Below are 15413 nucleotides of genomic sequence, written 5' to 3' on the forward strand. Positions count from 1 at the left end.
AAACCGATGCTGATCCTGCAGGGCGGTCGTGACTATCAGGTCACCGTGGACGATGATCTGGCCCGTTGGCGGGCCGGGCTCGTCGGCCGTCCCGGGGTGACCATCCGGGTCTACGACGCCGACAACCACCTGTTCTTTCCCGGCACCGGCCCCTCCACCCCGGCCGAATACGCTGCGTCCCAGCATGTCGACCCACAGGTCGTCACCGACATCGCCACCTGGCTCACCACCATATGACCGACGAACCGGCACCACGCAACCGATCGAGTCGCACTGGCGCCTCGTCCGCTCATGGCGGGGGTGCCGCACGGAGCTGTGTTTCATGAACGAAGGTTCGCGAGACATGTTGGGCCGCTGACGATTCCCGCAGGTCAGATTCCATCGAATCTGTAACGGTTGCCGTGTACGCGCCAATGTCAACGTGCCGGGGGTTCGCAATACACTCCCGAGCCATGCGCATCGGCACGGCGACGACAGCACCCACGATCCGGACCCGCGAGCAAACAGTCGGAATGAACGATCCGCGTCAGGCTAGTGGCAGAAACCCCGCACTTGTGCCAGAACGATGGCAATACGTCAGGTCAATTGGCAAAGGACAGCATCAACGCTCTCACCAGCTGTTACGCGGACTTCTGGCTGTAGGGGTGAAATCTGACACCACTTATCGGCTAATCCTGACGTCAGTGGGGCCCGGTTCGGGCGACTTGTATCGGGTGTTAGGACACTATTCCGCAGCGAATTCGCCCCACTCAATGTGCAGTTCCGCCGTCCTTGCACTCGGCGAGTCCGACTCACCGGTGCAGGTCGTGGGCATATGCGGAGGTGGACACGTTGAGCCTCAAGACTCTGACGCCGCTGCTACCGGGCGTGCCCCTGCGGAATGCGAGGTCGTTTCATCGGTACGGTGACGATCGGCCCGTTGCCGAGTTGTTCGCGCCGACCTCGCAACCGAGCCGAGTTGGATGTGCAGCATCCGCCGAGTCGATACCAACGGCAGAGTGATCGACAAGGGACTACTGACGATGCTGGGATGGGAGCCGGGCACCGAACTCCGCTGGCGGTCCCACCACGGCATTGTCGTGATCGGCGGCCTCGGCGGGTCCCGGCTGAACATCACCGCAGGTGGCGACCTTCGGCTACCAGCGCGTTTGCGGCGCACCATCAGGGTGCGGGCCGGGGATCGCGTCATGCTCGCGGCGGACCCGAACGCCTGCTTGCTCTTCGTACTCGCGCCCATCACGGTCGAGGAGATCGTGCGACACGCCTGCGCCGCTGCGATGGACGAGGTGCGTGAGCAATGACCTCGAGCGCCGACATCCAGACCGCCACGCTGTTGCTCCAACGGCTGGCGCCGTGTGCGGTGAGGTCATCGATCTCCGCCCGCCAGTTGTCGATGTCGCCGATGATGCCGTGGATGAAAACGATCGGCCTGGGAAATGCGCTGTCGGGCAACGGTTTACAGTTCAAGTTGTTGACGGAAGGGATCGGCTCCGCTGTCGCGGTGGCCGAGACCGGACTGGTGAGTACCAGGGCCGAGCAGGCCAGCGTGACCAAGGATCGATGCTTCATCAGGGATTCTCCTGCTTGTAGACGCATGCCCCGACGACCGTGAGATCGGAGGCGTGTACCTCAGCGTGGCTCTACCAACACCGGATCGCGGCAACTGTCGGGCAGCGCAATCAGTGAGCACTGTGCTGGTTGGCGCGTCGGCCGGTAGGTGGAGGGAACTCCGTGGTGTTCGGTGATCTCGCGGTAGGCCGCCACCGCGACTGTCGGTCGGCGGGTCAGGGCAGGGTCGTGGACGGCATCGACGCTGTAGAGACCGAACCGGGAACCGTATTCACCCCACTCGTAGTTGTCGGTGAGGCTCCAGTAGTTGTAGGAGACGATGTTGATGCCGTCTTGGCGTGCGCGCTGAATCCAATAGACGGTGTCGCGGAGATGGTCGTCGCGGCGGTACCCGTCGGCACGGTTCTGATCCGCGTCGGTAGCCAATCCGTTCTCGATGACCCGCAGCGGCTTGTTCGGATATTTGGCGGCGAAGTAGCGCAGCACGTAGTACATGCTCTCCGGCGATTGCGGCAGATTCCAGAACGAGCCGCCCGAGGCGACGAACGCCGACAGTTCCGATGGCGCGATCGAGTAGTACTGGTCGACGCCGATGAAGTCGAAGGAATCCACCATACGGTCGGAGAACACGGCTTCCAGCGCCGGCTCCACACCGGGCAGTGGGATGTAGGCGATGTTCGAGGAGACCTGGCCCCCGGGCTGCACGGCATGGATATAGGTCGTGATCGCCCGATGAGCATCGATGATCCCATCGACCATGAGCCCAGTGTTCAACGGCGCCAAACCACCGTAGGTCAGTTCCCGCCGGACGTATTCGCTGGGCTCGTTGAATGTGATCCAGATCGGCTTGGCCCATGCGTAGCGATCAACGACACGTCGCCCGAAAGCGGCCAGGGCTGCGGCCATCTCCGGGTTGTTCCACCCCCCACGATCGACTGCCCAGCCAGGATGGACCCAGTGATTCAGCGTGATCATGGGGCGCATGCCCGAGGCCACGATGCGACCGATCGCCGCATCGTAGAACGCCCAGCCGGCCGCGTCGTCGACACCGGGCTGCGGTTCGATGCGCGACCACTCCACCGACAATCGATAGTTGTCCACACCGATCGAGGCCGCCCTGTCAATATCCCCTTCGTACTGGTGGAAGAAGTCCACGGCGTTTCCCACCGGCTCGTGCAACTTCCCTTCGTTGCCGTAGCGCAGGTAGTTCGAATCCTGGTTGAAACCTTCGGACTGGAAACCGGATTGAGCGACCCCGAACTCGAAGTCCGCCGGTAACGCGGGAAGGCCTTCGGCCGCTGAGGGCGCCGCAAGGGCGGTGAGTGCCAGCACCGAGACCACTGCGGACAGCATCGCGGTGACAGTTGCCAATTGACGCATAACTTCCTTCGTTCGGAATTCACGAAACCGCGTCGTGTCCACCCTGGTCGGGCAGTCGACCGAGGTGAACAGCGATCACGCCGCGCGTGCGGCGCGTCGCAGTAAAGCCGTCGTACGGTAACACGGTTACTTGAGTTGCCCCGGGTTCCAGATCTCGACGAACTGAACACAGGACCAAGTTGGTCAACTGTTCATTTAGCGGCACCATTCGGGCAACCGCGCCGCCCTAGGTTCGGATCGTACGACTCGCCTGCCACCGTTCTAGCCGGAGACTGCCGCATGCAATTGCCACTGCCCCGTCTGGCCGCCGCCACCATCGGCTCGCTCACAGCGCTGACACTGATCACGGGCGCGATCTACGCGCCGGGGGTCGCTCGGGCCGACACTGTCGAAACACTTGCGGCCACCCCCATCGCCGAGGCCGGGCAGATGTGCACCAGTGGCGCACCGACATTCGACGATGTGGTGACCGCTGCGGCGTCGGTCCTGCGCGGCATAGTCGGTCCCGCCCAGCTCGCCGGCTACGACCAGCAGGTCACCGACTTCCGCACCTCGATCGCCGCAGTGCGAGTGCATCGAGACGGATTGCCGATGCGTCCGGAACTGGTCGGGACCCGGACCGCCGAGATCGACGATCCCATCGTCACCTACCTCGTGAACGGCCTCGATGCGGTGCGAACCGGGCGGATCGACGAGACGATGTCGGTCTCTCACCTCACGGTCAATGACGCGATCGAGGTGTTCGTGCTCGCGACAGGCATCGTGAAGATCCCAGCCAAGCTCGCCGCCGGCATGGTGCCCACAGTCGGATTCTTCCTCAAGCCGGTGGTCAGTGCGATGTTCAACGGCACGAAAGCACTGGCTCGCGCGGTACAGAATTCGATCGACGCGGGATGCGTCGCACCGAATGTGTATCCGCCGCTGGTGCTCGACGAAGCCGTGATCGAACCAGTCCAGGTTCCGCAGGCGACCGAAGCGTTGGCCGCGATGGTCATGGCCGCGAACGGCAGCTGCACACCGGTTGCCGAACTAACCCTGGCCACGGTCGTCGAACGTGCACGCGCCTATCTCGACTCCGGCGCCGTGCAGGTGGACCGGGTCGCGATGCACGAGACCGCCGACGCGTTGCAGAGCTTCCTGGCGAGCAACCGGGTGGCCAAGGTGATGCTGATGCGCCGCGCTGATGATCTCGGACCTCTGGTCGAGGCCCTCGATATGGGTCCGGTGACCTTCCTGGCCAACCTCGGGGCCGACCTGGCCGAGGGCCAGGCACTACAGACCGTGCCGCTGGCGCAGGTGAAGGTGGAGAATGCTTTCGATCTGGCGACGCTGACTCTCGACATCACCAGCCTGCTGTTCTCGGCGGGCACCACCGTCGTCGGTTTCACCGGAGTCGGCGGGGTGGTCACCACACCGTTGTCGATCGTCCAGGACTTGGTGTTCGCTCCGACCGATTACGGTGCGCCGATCATGCGCGGTGTGATGCAGTCGATGTGCGCGGTCTAGATTCGACAGCGTTGCAATAGTGTCAGTTGTCCTCGCGAAGGCGAGCGTGCACCGGCTGTCGTGCATTCTGGTCGGTGCCGTTGGGTGTCGACTGTGAGCACCATGTTCTGGGGGCGGCCGTCAGAGTTGTATCGCGTGGCCAAGTTTCGCAGAGCCAATTTCTCAAAGAGACATGGTCCTTCATCGATCGAGACTGCTCGCGAAGAAGTCCAGGATGGGACGGTTGTACTCGTCCTGCCAGAGATGATTCGCCAGACTGCGCCGTCCTCCGCGAAGCAGGAAAGCCGGTTCACCTGGATAGCCGCGCGAGTCTAGCTGGCGTGCGACCTTGTCGGCGCACGATACATCGTTGATGCCGTCCATCTCGTGATGAAAGAGCCGAAAGGTCGGTTTGGCCGGTGCTTGCCCGTCATCCCAGAGGGCTTCGTTCGGGTAGCTTTGCGACACACAGGAATTCCGCTCGATGATCTGCTTGCCGGTCTCGTTGTCGTATCCCGCGCCTTCGACCTTGATGCGCGGTGTCAGTCCCGCCTCACAAATCCGATGCCAGCCGTAGGGATCTCCGCTGGAAACCGGTGCGAATGCCGTGACGAGGGCGTTGAAATGGGTAGCTGCCCGCACTGTCATGTATCCGCCGGAGGATAAACCGGTGAGGAAGATCGCGTCCTCACTGTCGGCGGGCCGCAGCGACGGAATCACCTGCTGTATCACCTGTTCGATGAACGGCAGAGCAGATTTGGGCGGTCTCGAACCTCGTCGTCCCAGATCTTGCCGCAGATACGACCTTGGTTGTCGCTCACCTCGCTCGACGAATTCAGCAGAAAGACGGCAAAACCTTCCTCGACGGCAAGCTCACTGAAACCGACTTGCGCCGCCGCCGAGCCGAAATTCGACCCGCACCACTGGACATGCTCGCCACCGCCGCCATGCATGACGATGATCGCACCTTTGGACCAGGACCGTGCCGGGCCTTTCCACTGCACGTCACGCGGCTTGCCCGACACGTCGACGACGGCGGATCGCCATCCGCGCTCCGCGCAATGCCGTTCCTGGCGCGAGGCGCCGCCCTGATCGGAACCACGCTCCAGCGCAACTGCACCGACAACCAGAACTGATCCCGCAATCACAACTGACAGCAGCGCACCGATCAACAACCGGGACTCCGGATACTTCATCGCGTGGCACCCTATTCGGAAACCCGATCCGACCGACAAGATTCAAGCATGCCACGGGACTGTCGGATTAGCGGTGGATCATGCCGATTCGCAGCGGTATTCGTGCGCTTCAAAGTCGTCAGTATCGTCGGTGTCGGCGCCATTATCGTCAGGTATGCGAGGATGAGATACGTTCCCTTCCAACAAGTTACGTTGCATAGACAGGTCGAGCGTGGATGGGGCTGTCTTGTGCTCGGCCGAGTTCGGCGACAACAATCAACTACAGGGGGTTCTTGCCATGACGCCAATGCATTTCTCGGCATCGCGAGTGCAATTTCACCTATTCTGGCCTTCATTGGACCGCTGGGCGGGCAGTCGTGGCCCACGGGCAGTGAAGGGGGATAACTTTGCTAGGTTTCGCTTCTCCGCTCGCTGAGTTGTAGTGGCACCGAGGACAGCTAAAACGTCAAAGACCACAACAGCGCCGTCAGTGATACCCCATCCGGAATCTGACCTGATCGGAGTCGTTGACGGGTACCCACTCGATCCGCTCTGATTCGGACTGATCTTTGGAGTGCTCACATATGCCGCCTCGTCGGCTCGATAGAGGTGGACGGTTTGGTCGGAGACGCCGTTCGATGGGCGATAGCTGACTGTCGGCGGCATCCGAAACCTGACCACGGCGCGGCGGCCGAAATGTCCCGCGTCGGAGCCTGGGGTGGTGCGGCCTGGAGGCGGTGCGCTATCGGAATGCGAAGTCACCCATCAGGTGTCGTCAGCGGCTGTCCGGCGTGGTGTGCTGATGATGCCGCAACGCGGCGAGTTCGTCGACCACGACCAGATTTCCGCCGGATTGCTTTGCCCGGTACATCGCGGCGTCGGCCGATTGCAACAACCGGTCCGCTGTCGGCCGCGGGCACCGCGGGCAAATGGTCGCGTCGAAGAGCGCCACCCCGACGCTCGCGGTGACCGGCACCGTGGTTTCCGGAGGTTCGGCGACCACCCGACACAGTCGTTCGGCCTCGGTGCGTGCGGCGGACGCGGCGATCGGTGTGGCCACCACGAATTCCTCTCCGCCTGTGCGCGCCACCACTGCCACGCCCCCGGCAGCATCACGAAGCCGCCGGGCGGTCCGCACCAGAACCATGTCGACGATGCGGTGCCCCCAGGTGTCATTGACGCTCTTGAATCGGTCGAGATCGAAGCACATGACACAGATCGCCGGATGGCGGTCCATCAGCAAGGGCAGCCGGGTCTCGAGGCCGCGACGGTTCAGTAGTTCGGTCAGCGGGTCCGAGAGCGATTCGTTGCGCATCAGCCAGTACAGGATCTTGAACGCGGGCAGCGCGCTGACTACTGACGCGAGCAGCAATAGCGCGACCGCGATGGCCAAGCGGATGTCTTCGCCGCCGGTGGCTATCCGCACCGAGAAGACCGCCACAGACAACAGCGACCACGCTGAATGTACGACCAGAGCAGGTGCACTGTGGAAAAAGCTCAGGTAGCTGCCGGTGACCACGAGCAGCACCGCGCCCATTGCCCCGAACAGTCGATTAGGTACCTGGAGGAACTCGATCGTGAACAGCACATCGGCGCAACCGATCAGAACCAGCGACTCGATCCTGCTCGGCCAGGGAAGCAGCCACCATCGCAATGCCCATAGGGTCCCCGCCAGCACTCCGATCGTCGAAGCGATGCCGGGGTGTCCGGGCGGCCCCACTGGCGTGCCCGCGATCACCATGCCCATGACCGCGATCGCGGCTCCCACGCTGCCCATCAGGATTTTCAGAGGGGTAAGCGCCGATCGAGCACGTAGGGTGTGTACCAGCCATCGGTAGTCGACCGAGTCGTGCCACCAGGCCCGCAGCATCTTGCCGTCATTCATCGACTCCCCTTGGTTCTGACCGCGTCACCCCCGTCGCGCGTGCCGAGTGGCTGGAATGTCAGCAAGTCTCACCAGCTCATCCGCAACAGTCTAAGTCCGACATAGTCGCAGTCGACATTCGAGTAGGTGACGCAGCCCATACGAGTGTGTCGGACGGGTCCAGCTGCCCGCGCAGCAGCCGATCGAGCTATACCGAGGCGCGCTCGCGCGGTATGCGTCGAACATATAACCGAGCTGGGTCGCATATTGGGCTGCCAAGGCGGGGTCGTCCGGCTGGCGCGCGGCTGGATTATGACGACCGCGTCTGTCCGTTGTACGGGGTCACCGGCGATTGATCTGGTCGGCGATGGCTTTGCCGAGTGAGGCGGTGGTGGCAGTGCCGCCGATATCGGGGGTCAGTTCAGTGCTGATGCCGCGGGCCAGGGCAGTTTCGACGGCGGTCATGATCGCGGCGGCGGCTTTGGTTTCGCCGAGGTGGTCGAGCATCATCGCGGCGCTCCAGATCTGGCCGACGGGGTTGGCGATACCCTTGCCTGCAATATCGGGGGCCGAGCCGTGGACGGGTTCGAACAGGCTCGGGAAGCGGCGTTCGGGGTTGATGTTGCCGCTGGGGGCGATGCCGATGGTGCCGGTGCAGGCCGGGCCGAGGTCGGAGAGGATGTCGCCGAACAGGTTGCTGGCCACCACCACGTCGAACCAGTCGGGATGGAGGACGAAGTTCTCGGTGAGGATGTCGATGTGATATTTGTCCACCGCCACGTCAGGGTAACGGGTGGCGGCTTCGGCGACGCGTTCGTCCCAGTAGGGCATGGTGATGGAGATGCCATTGCTCTTGGTGGCCGAGGTCAGATGCTTGCGCGGCCGTGATTGGGCAAGGGTGAACGCGTAGTCGAGGATTCGGTCGACTCCGACGCGGGTCATCACGGTCTCCTGGACGACGGTTTCGCGGTCGGTGCCCTCGAAGATCTTTCCGCCGATGCTGGAGTATTCGCCTTCGGTGTTCTCACGCACGACGTAGAAGTCGACATCCCCGGGGACGCGCCCGGCCAGCGGGCTGGCGATGCCGGGCAATAGTTTGACCGGGCGCAAGCTGACGTACTGGTCGAAGTGGCGGCGGAATTGCAGCAGGCTGCCCCACAGCGAGATGTGGTCGGGCACGACCTCGGGCCAGCCGACCGCGCCGAAGAAGATGGCGTCGAAGCGGTTGAGCTGGTCGAACCAGCCCTCCGGAAGCATCGCGCCGGTGCGGGTGTAGTAGTCGGCGCAGGCGTAGTCGAACTGCTCGTAGTCGAGAGTGAAATCGAAGGCCGCAGCCGCCGCTTCGAGCACGCGTAGCCCTTCGGGTACGACTTCGGTGCCGATGCCGTCGCCGGGGATGACGGCGATGCGGTGGGTGGATCCCATGGGGTCGCTCCTTGGTGTGGGCAGGCCGGATCGGGCCGCGAGAAGTTTTCTTCTCATACGGCCGGTGGACTGCGGTTGTACGGCCTCGGGAGGGGCGGCGGGTCAGGCCGACTCGGCGGTGGTGCCGGTGATGTTCTCGCGGTCCTGCAGTTCGCGGATCGCGGCGGCGGTGAGACTTTCGATGATGTGGGCGCGCATGAGCGCTGCTGCCGCCGAGCCGTCGCCGGCGACCACGAGATCGAACAGCTGGTGGTGCTCGTTGAGGTCGCGGGTGCGGGGCTCGTCACCGGGAGGCAGTTCCAGGCCCATGCGCCGGTAGCGATCGGACTTGTCCCAGACGTCATCGAGCAGCCGGATCAGCACATCGTTGTGGGAGGCGAGATACAGCGCACGGTGGAAGTTGCGGTGGGCCAGCAAACCCTCCTCGCCCCACTGGCGGGTCACCGGTACCAGGCGATCGAGTGCCTCGCGCATGACCAGGATGTCGTGGTCGGTGCGTCGGAGCGCAGCCAGTTCAGCGGCGGTGGGATCCAGTGAGAGGCGGACCTCGAACAGCTGCTGGGCTTCCTCAGCGCTCATCGCGGCCACCCGAACGTCGCGGTGGGATTCCACGGCTACCAGTCCTTCGCTGCTGAGGCGGCGTATGGCCTCGCGCAGCGGAGTGATGCTCATCGTCTACTTGACCATGGCCTCGCTGTTTCTGGCTCAGGCCGTCGGGATAGACCTGTCCTGGCAGCAGCAGCTGGTCATGGTCGGCGTGATGATGCTGACCAGCAAAGGCACCGCCGGTATCGCCGGGGGCGCGTTCATCGTGCTCGCCAGCACCATCACCGCGGTCGGGCACATCCCCCTGGCCGCACTGGCGTTGATCGTGGGTATCGACCGGATCCTCAACGAAGGCCGGGTGTTCATCAACGTCTTGGGCAACGCCTTCGCCGCGATCGTGGTCGGCAAGTGGGAGAACGACTTCGACGCCGAGAAGGCGCGCGCGGTCCTCGCCCGCAAACGTCCCCAGCCGGTCGACGACTGACCCGCATTCCCCGCAGGACCACCACGAAATCAGCGCTTCTCGCCGAAAGGACTCTCAATGACCCTGTCAAGCCCCAGCGGTAGCCGGGGTGGGTGTGTCGAGGGTGAATTCGCGTCCGTCGCGCAGCAACGCCCACAGCACATCGACCAGGCGACGAGCGAGAGCCAGAAGGGCTTGGGTATGGATGAGCCGTTCACCGCGTTTGCGGTCATAGAACCGCCTCGACGGGCCCTCGACCCGCAGGCTGGAGAGCGCGGCCATGTAGAACACTCGGCGCAGGCGCCGGTTGTATCGTTTCGGGCGTCGCAGGTTGCCACTGACGCGCCCGGAATCGCGCGGGACCGGCACCAATCCGGCGTAGGAGGCCAGGCGGCCGGCTGTGGCGAAATTGGCCAGGTCACCGCCGGTGGAGACGAGGAACTCCGCGCCCAGGACCGGTCCCATGCCGGGCAACGATTCGATGATCTTCGCCCACGGATGGGCCCGAAATCGGGTGGTGATGAGCTTGTCGGTGTCCTTGATCTCGCGGTCGAGATCGAGCAGTTTGCCGGCGATGCGTTTGACCAGCATGGCGGTGTCGGCTTCGCCGGGCAGCGCGATGGTTTGAGCCTCAGCGGCGGCGACCGCAGAGGCCGCGGTCTTGTCGATACCGGGCCGCCAGGCCCCGTTCTGGACCAAATGTGTTGTGACGCCACCAATTCCAGCAGATCGGATCTCGCCGGGAGTGCACAGCCCGGCGACCAGGATCAGCGGGGTCCGGTTCGAGTAGTCGAACGCGGCCTCGAGGGTCGGGAAGATCGATCCCAAAAGGGCGCGCAGCCGGTTGATTCCAGCGACCCAATCAGCCATCAGGTCGGTGCGGTAGGCGGTCAGCTGGGTCAGCCCGACCACCAGCTCATCCGGCATGGTGATCTCGGTCAAATCTCTTCGCAGCCGCGCGGTTTCGGCGATTACCCGGGCGTCTTTGGCGTCGGTTTTCCCTTCACCGCGAAACCCTGGGGTCATCGTGTTCACTACCCGGCCCGGCACATAGGTCACCGCCTGCTCGGCGGCGAGCAGCACCGTGATCAGCAGCAACGCCATCGGGCTGGTCAGATCGATCGCCCACCGCACCCGCCCCGCGACCTTGCCCGCGCGGGCGATCAACTGCCCGATCGCGCGCTGATCATTGCCGAGTTTCTGACTGAACACCACCTTCCCGGCCTCATCGATCGCGCACGCGTGATGCGTCGACTTACCGACATCGATCCCGACCCAAACCTCTGGGCGATCAGCCACCCGCAATCTCCTGCGCTCGCAACTCGAGCCCGTGGACAACCCCGCCGGCAGATCCCTAAACAGCGACGACCCGCAACAGCTCTCAATCAGCGGTCGGAGCGTCCAAAACGGCGGGGCAGCCAGTCCTTTCGAGCCTCGAAAGAAGCAAAACCGCATCAGCTACACCCCACCGCCCTGGGCATCCAGGGCACCAACCCCAGACCACTACTAACTTAGGGAACCGCATGGCACAGGTTTTGGTGACCACCGATTACCTTCGTCAGGGCGACGAGGTCGACCAACTGCTGAGAAGTCACGGCCACACCACGATCTATTCGCCGGCTACCAGCCCGCGTAGCCGCGACGAAGCGCGGGCACTGTTTGGCCGGGCCGAGGCCGCGATCATGGCCAGCGAACCCGTTACCGCTGACATGCTCGACCATGCCCCCCGGCTGAAGGTGATCGCCCGCAGTGGCGTCGGCTACGAGTCGATCGACCTGGCCGCCGCAGCCGGCCGCGGCATCCGCGTCTGCAACACCCCCGGGGTCAACCACGACGCCGTCGCCGAGATGACCCTCGCCCTGATCCTGATGACCGCCCGGGATTTGCCCGCCGTCATCGACGGCGTGCGCAACGGCGGCTGGCCCCGCCAGGCCGGGCGCGAACTACGCGGCGCCCGACTCGGCATCATCGGCTATGGCCCCAGCGGGCGCGCTGTGGCCTGCCTTGCCCAGGCCTTCGGCATGACCGTCGCTGTCGCCACCTCCCACCCCGACCCATACGACACCCACGTCGAATTCGACCACCTCGACACGGTTTGCGCCACCGCCGACTACCTGAGCCTCCACTGCCGCGCCGACGCCACCACCCGCCACCTCATCGACCGCGCCCGCCTGCACGCGATGAAACCAACCGCCGTGCTGATCAATACAGCCCGCGGCAGCCTCGTCGATCACCACGCCCGGCAGCACGCCTTGGCCACCGGTGAAATCGCCGCCGCCGCCCTCGACGTACTCGATGAAGAACCCCTGGCCGCCGCCAGCCCGCTACGGGAGCTGCCGAACCTGATCATCACCTCACACCTGGCGGGGCAGACCGTCCAAGCCCGGCTTCGCGCCGGCCTGTCGGCCGCTCGAGCTGTCATCGAAGTCCTGGCCCGCCGCGAACCCGCGCACCTGGTCGGCGTGCCCGAGCAGGCGCGCCGATGACCACCCGCCACGGCACCGGCCGCGTCGATGCCACTGCCGCCCGTTCCCATTTGCTGGTCAACGCCACGGACCCCCGCACCCTCGACTGCGCCGTACAGACGTGCGCCGAACTGATCGCGCTCGACATCGAAGATGCCGTCGATCCGGCCGCCAAACCCTCCGCGCGCTACGGTCGCCCGTTGGCTCGAAGACCACCATGCCTGAGTGCGAATCAACGACCGGTCGACCACCTTCTGGACCGACGACCTCGACCAATTACGCGATCTGCCAGGCCTGTCCGGAGTAATGCTGGCCAGGACGGAACCACGCGAGGTCTCTGTTCCCGAGGGAGAGACCTCGGCACTCAGCGGGTGCTGGGCCGGTGGTGTGCGGCGCGGTTGATCGTGACGGTCTCGTCCAGCGAGGGCATCGCGGTGAGGCTGGCGAAATGCTCCCAGAGCCGGTCACGAGTACGGGGCGCTTCGTCCTTGTCGGCTGCCGCCAGGGCCTGCCCCAATTCCTCGAGGTTCAGTTCGGTGCAGTAGGCGGGGGTCCCCGGCTGCTGTCGCCACGATTCGGCCAGAACGCCGGCATCGACGGGATCGAAGCCCGTGTCGTCGACGAGTTGCATTACCGTTCGGCGTGCTCGTTCGGAATCGGCGGCAACGGGGATCGCGATGCGACCCGGTGTCCCCGGGGGCAGTCCCTTGGTCTGCTGTGTCCCCGCCAGCGCGGCGTTCCACGCCTTCACAATCGGCTTGCCGAGCTGCTCCGCGCTCCACACGCTCTCGACCTGTCCGTTGTCGACCGCCTCGACGTGTCCGTTCATGGCGGGGTAGTAGTTCGACGTGTCGACGATCACCGTATCGCCGGAAATGCCGGCGAGGACGCCGGCGAGCTCGGGCTGCTTCGCGAACGGGATCGACAGGATGATGACCTCCCTGTCCCGGGTCGCGGCGTCGAGGTCGACTGCGCGAGCGCCCGCCTCGCGGACGTCTGCGGCGACGGCCTGCGGCCCGCGGGCATCCGCGACCAGTACCTCATGTCCGGCCTCGCTGAGCCGGCGTGCGATGTTGCCGCCGATGGCTCCGGCGCCGATAACGGAGATCCTCATATCGTGTTCCTTCCTTCTGTCGTGTCCGGATAGCTACATGAACAACGCGCGGCTGAGGCGGACGAGGTACTTCGAGTCGGGGTTGGTCCTTTCGCCGAACCTTTCGGCGATGGCGGCGCCCGACAGGTCGCGCCGCTTCGGCAACCTTGCAGCCTCGGCGCTTGCCAAGGCGGCCGGGATCTCGTCGCGGGTGAGATCGGTGCAGTAAGCGGGCGCCCCGGGCTGCTGGCGCCACGATTGCGCCAGCGGTCCGGCATCGAATCCATCGAATCCGGTGTCCTCGACCAGTGCGATGGCGATCGCGCGATCGCCGTCGTCATCGGCCGCGACCGGGATCCCGATACGGCCCCGAGTCCCTGCGGGCGTGCCTTTCAGGGCGAAGGAGTCGGCGCCGATGGCATTCCATGCCTTGACGATCGACCGATCGAGATGGTTTGCGACCCACAGACTTTCGACCTGGCCTGCTTCGATGGCCGCGATCTCGCGATCACGCCCAGGAATGTAGTTCGAGGTGTCGATGACGACCGTCTCGGCGGGTACACCGGCGAGCAGCGGCGCGATCTCGGGAACGCGGTCCAGCGGGATGGAGATGATGACGACGTCGGCGTCTTTCACGGCCTCGGACGCGGGCACCGCACGTGCTCCCGTGGCAAGGACCGTGGTATCGATCGTTTCTGGCCCGCGCGAGTTGGCCACCTTCACATCGTGTCCGGCCGCGCTCAACTTTCGACTGAGGGTCTTACCGATATGGCCGACACCGAGAATGCCAATTCTCATACGAAACTCCTTGGGTTGTTTATCGTTTCGTTCATCGGGCAGGGTTGTGTGAACACTTCGCAGGTGCCGTACCGGCCACCGCAACGCCGGGTCGCACAGATCAACCGAACAACGAAGGCCGGTTCCGGCTCCGGGTGTTGCCGAACGCAATGCGACAGCTCCACCTTGGATTCGCGGACTACCCTGCGGAGGCCGATGCTGCTCTACTGCTTGTCGTCTCGTTCGCGGTAGCCGTTCTCGATGAGTGTCAGGAGACGGTCGAGCACCTCATGGTCGGCCTCGGCGGCGCCCATGGTCCACGCCACCGAGACGGCCAAAAGGAACACGTCGCGCCCCGTCACCGAGGCCCGCACCTGCCCCGCGAGCTGCGCGGCGCGCACATACTCATCGGTGGTCGCGATGATGTTCTCGCAGGGCACCGTCAGCGGGTTGTCCGGTTCCAACGCCCTCGCGGCAGCCATCAGCGGTTCCGGTAACCCGCTGAACGCGCTGAAATATTCCTCCATCGCACGCAGCCATCGCCGCAGCTTTTCCACCGCGTCGTCGAGCTGCGAAATATCGGCTCGGCGTGCCTCCAGTTCGTCCGAACGAGACTGCAACACAGCCGCCAGCAGTGTCTCGCGGTTCGGGAAGTGCCGATACAACGTGCCCGGCCCGACGCCGGCGTCCTTGGCGACGGCCTCCAGCGAAGTGCCGACCCCGAACCTCAGGAACTGACGCTGAGCCGCCTCCAGCAGAGCAACTCGGTTGCGCTGAACATCCGCCCGCGGCCCGCGGCCCGGCTGCCTGGCACCCATACGCCCTCCTCCCTGCTCCAAGATCCACAACAAAACGGATACTGCCTCCGGATACCTTCATAGCATAAAGCGGAGGAAGCCTCCGGTCTCATGCGGGGTGGGCCGATTGCTACGGGCGCAGGAAGGCTGTCGGTGACCGAGGCCTGTCGGTAGGTAGTGGCGTTCTGCCCAGAACGTCGGCCCGCTGGTCCAGAAGAGTGCCTTGTGGTCGCACACGTGGCCGGCGTTCTCGTCGGTATAGCCCCGCCGGTGCGCTCGGCGGTCAACAGCAAAAAGATTTCGCGGTGAGGTAGTGACGCGCTGGCCTGCCAGGTGTCACCCGGCGGTTGGCGCCGCAGGTAAGCCCCAGCGCC

The 15413-nt window shown here is 64.5% G+C and carries 15 protein-coding genes and 1 pseudogene; 6 read left to right on the forward strand and 10 right to left on the reverse strand.

Features of this window, described 5'->3' with window-relative positions:
• From ACFQZZ_RS24410 to ACFQZZ_RS24420, 3 genes and pseudogenes are all read left to right on the forward strand, one after another.
• Positions 1-237, forward strand: a pseudogene (locus ACFQZZ_RS24410) (hypothetical protein); the annotation flags it as partial.
• Between the two features lie 761 nt (positions 238-998).
• Positions 999-1301, forward strand: a complete 303-nt coding sequence (locus tag ACFQZZ_RS24415; protein WP_378685142.1) for a hypothetical protein — start codon at positions 999-1001, stop codon at positions 1299-1301.
• Positions 1298-1612: a hypothetical protein gene (locus tag ACFQZZ_RS24420; RefSeq protein ID WP_378685144.1), complete on the forward strand. Its 315-nt coding sequence runs from the start codon at positions 1298-1300 to the stop codon at positions 1610-1612. Before ACFQZZ_RS24415 ends, ACFQZZ_RS24420 begins: the two co-directional genes overlap by 4 nt.
• Positions 1613-1629: 17 nt before the next feature.
• Here the strand turns inward: ACFQZZ_RS24420 and ACFQZZ_RS24425 are convergent, their stop codons facing one another.
• The gene (locus ACFQZZ_RS24425) at positions 1630-2949 is read right to left on the reverse strand and encodes a family 1 glycosylhydrolase (RefSeq protein WP_378685147.1); all 1320 of its coding nucleotides are present in this window, start codon (positions 2947-2949) and stop codon (positions 1630-1632) included.
• Between the two features lie 279 nt (positions 2950-3228).
• On the opposite strand from ACFQZZ_RS24425, the gene ACFQZZ_RS24430 reads away from it, so the two are divergent.
• Positions 3229-4455, forward strand: a complete 1227-nt coding sequence (locus tag ACFQZZ_RS24430; RefSeq protein WP_378685149.1) for a hypothetical protein — start codon at positions 3229-3231, stop codon at positions 4453-4455.
• A gap of 180 nt (positions 4456-4635) precedes the next feature.
• Here ACFQZZ_RS24430 and ACFQZZ_RS24435 read toward each other — a convergent pair whose 3' ends face one another.
• The 5 genes from ACFQZZ_RS24435 to ACFQZZ_RS24455 form a co-directional block, all read right to left on the reverse strand.
• The gene (locus tag ACFQZZ_RS24435; RefSeq protein ID WP_378685151.1) at positions 4636-5154 is read right to left on the reverse strand and encodes a hypothetical protein; all 519 of its coding nucleotides are present in this window, start codon (positions 5152-5154) and stop codon (positions 4636-4638) included.
• A gap of 8 nt (positions 5155-5162) precedes the next feature.
• On the reverse strand, positions 5163-5609 hold the full coding sequence (locus ACFQZZ_RS24440) for a hypothetical protein (protein ID WP_378685153.1): 447 nt from the start codon (positions 5607-5609) through the stop codon (positions 5163-5165).
• A gap of 775 nt (positions 5610-6384) precedes the next feature.
• Complete coding sequence (locus ACFQZZ_RS24445; RefSeq protein WP_378685156.1) at positions 6385-7494, reverse strand: GGDEF domain-containing protein; 1110 nt, start codon at positions 7492-7494, stop codon at positions 6385-6387.
• A gap of 321 nt (positions 7495-7815) precedes the next feature.
• A complete protein-coding gene (locus ACFQZZ_RS24450; RefSeq protein WP_378685159.1) occupies positions 7816-8898 on the reverse strand; it encodes a tartrate dehydrogenase in 1083 nt (360 codons plus the stop codon).
• 102 nt (positions 8899-9000) lie between these two features.
• Positions 9001-9570: a GntR family transcriptional regulator gene (locus tag ACFQZZ_RS24455; RefSeq protein WP_378685162.1), complete on the reverse strand. Its 570-nt coding sequence runs from the start codon at positions 9568-9570 to the stop codon at positions 9001-9003.
• Between ACFQZZ_RS24455 and ACFQZZ_RS24460 the strand changes: the two genes are divergently transcribed.
• Positions 9563-9928: a cation:dicarboxylate symporter family transporter gene (locus ACFQZZ_RS24460; protein WP_378685165.1), complete on the forward strand. Its 366-nt coding sequence runs from the start codon at positions 9563-9565 to the stop codon at positions 9926-9928. The genes ACFQZZ_RS24455 and ACFQZZ_RS24460 overlap by 8 nt on opposite strands.
• Positions 9929-9994: 66 nt before the next feature.
• Here ACFQZZ_RS24460 and ACFQZZ_RS24465 read toward each other — a convergent pair whose 3' ends face one another.
• Positions 9995-11212 (reverse strand): IS110 family transposase, encoded by a 1218-nt coding sequence (locus tag ACFQZZ_RS24465; protein ID WP_378685168.1) that lies wholly within the window; start codon positions 11210-11212, stop codon positions 9995-9997.
• A 218-nt stretch (positions 11213-11430) separates the two neighbouring features.
• Here ACFQZZ_RS24465 and ACFQZZ_RS24470 point away from each other — a divergent pair, with 218 nt between their 5' ends.
• Complete coding sequence (locus ACFQZZ_RS24470) at positions 11431-12393, forward strand: phosphoglycerate dehydrogenase (protein ID WP_378685171.1); 963 nt, start codon at positions 11431-11433, stop codon at positions 12391-12393.
• A 343-nt stretch (positions 12394-12736) separates the two neighbouring features.
• Here the strand turns inward: ACFQZZ_RS24470 and ACFQZZ_RS24475 are convergent, their stop codons facing one another.
• From ACFQZZ_RS24475 to ACFQZZ_RS24485, 3 genes are all read right to left on the reverse strand, one after another.
• Positions 12737-13486, reverse strand: a complete 750-nt coding sequence (locus tag ACFQZZ_RS24475) for an NADPH-dependent F420 reductase (RefSeq protein ID WP_378685174.1) — start codon at positions 13484-13486, stop codon at positions 12737-12739.
• Positions 13487-13519: 33 nt separating this feature from the next.
• Positions 13520-14263, reverse strand: coding sequence for an NADPH-dependent F420 reductase (locus ACFQZZ_RS24480; RefSeq protein WP_378685177.1), 744 nt, complete (start codon positions 14261-14263; stop codon positions 13520-13522).
• A 203-nt stretch (positions 14264-14466) separates the two neighbouring features.
• Positions 14467-15060 (reverse strand): TetR/AcrR family transcriptional regulator, encoded by a 594-nt coding sequence (locus ACFQZZ_RS24485; RefSeq protein ID WP_378685180.1) that lies wholly within the window; start codon positions 15058-15060, stop codon positions 14467-14469.
• Positions 15061-15413 lie beyond the last annotated feature (353 nt).

The organism is Nocardia sp. GCM10030253 (genome assembly GCF_042675075.1).
GTDB lineage: Bacteria > Actinomycetota > Actinomycetes > Mycobacteriales > Mycobacteriaceae > Nocardia.

Coding starts and splice junctions, on each gene's coding strand:
- ACFQZZ_RS24430 (WP_378685149.1), top strand. CDS start 3,229: ATGCAATTGCCACTGCCCCGTCTGGCCGCCGCCACCATCGGCTCGCTC.
- ACFQZZ_RS24475 (WP_378685174.1), bottom strand. CDS start 13,486: ATGAGGATCTCCGTTATCGGCGCCGGAGCCATCGGCGGCAACATCGCA.
- ACFQZZ_RS24480 (WP_378685177.1), bottom strand. CDS start 14,263: ATGAGAATTGGCATTCTCGGTGTCGGCCATATCGGTAAGACCCTCAGT.
- ACFQZZ_RS24460 (WP_378685165.1), top strand. CDS start 9,563: ATGCTCATCGTCTACTTGACCATGGCCTCGCTGTTTCTGGCTCAGGCC.
- ACFQZZ_RS24450 (WP_378685159.1), bottom strand. CDS start 8,898: ATGGGATCCACCCACCGCATCGCCGTCATCCCCGGCGACGGCATCGGC.
- ACFQZZ_RS24425 (WP_378685147.1), bottom strand. CDS start 2,949: ATGCGTCAATTGGCAACTGTCACCGCGATGCTGTCCGCAGTGGTCTCG.
- ACFQZZ_RS24455 (WP_378685162.1), bottom strand. CDS start 9,570: ATGAGCATCACTCCGCTGCGCGAGGCCATACGCCGCCTCAGCAGCGAA.
- ACFQZZ_RS24485 (WP_378685180.1), bottom strand. CDS start 15,060: ATGGGTGCCAGGCAGCCGGGCCGCGGGCCGCGGGCGGATGTTCAGCGC.
- ACFQZZ_RS24445 (WP_378685156.1), bottom strand. CDS start 7,494: ATGAATGACGGCAAGATGCTGCGGGCCTGGTGGCACGACTCGGTCGAC.
- ACFQZZ_RS24420 (WP_378685144.1), top strand. CDS start 1,298: ATGACCTCGAGCGCCGACATCCAGACCGCCACGCTGTTGCTCCAACGG.
- ACFQZZ_RS24470 (WP_378685171.1), top strand. CDS start 11,431: ATGGCACAGGTTTTGGTGACCACCGATTACCTTCGTCAGGGCGACGAG.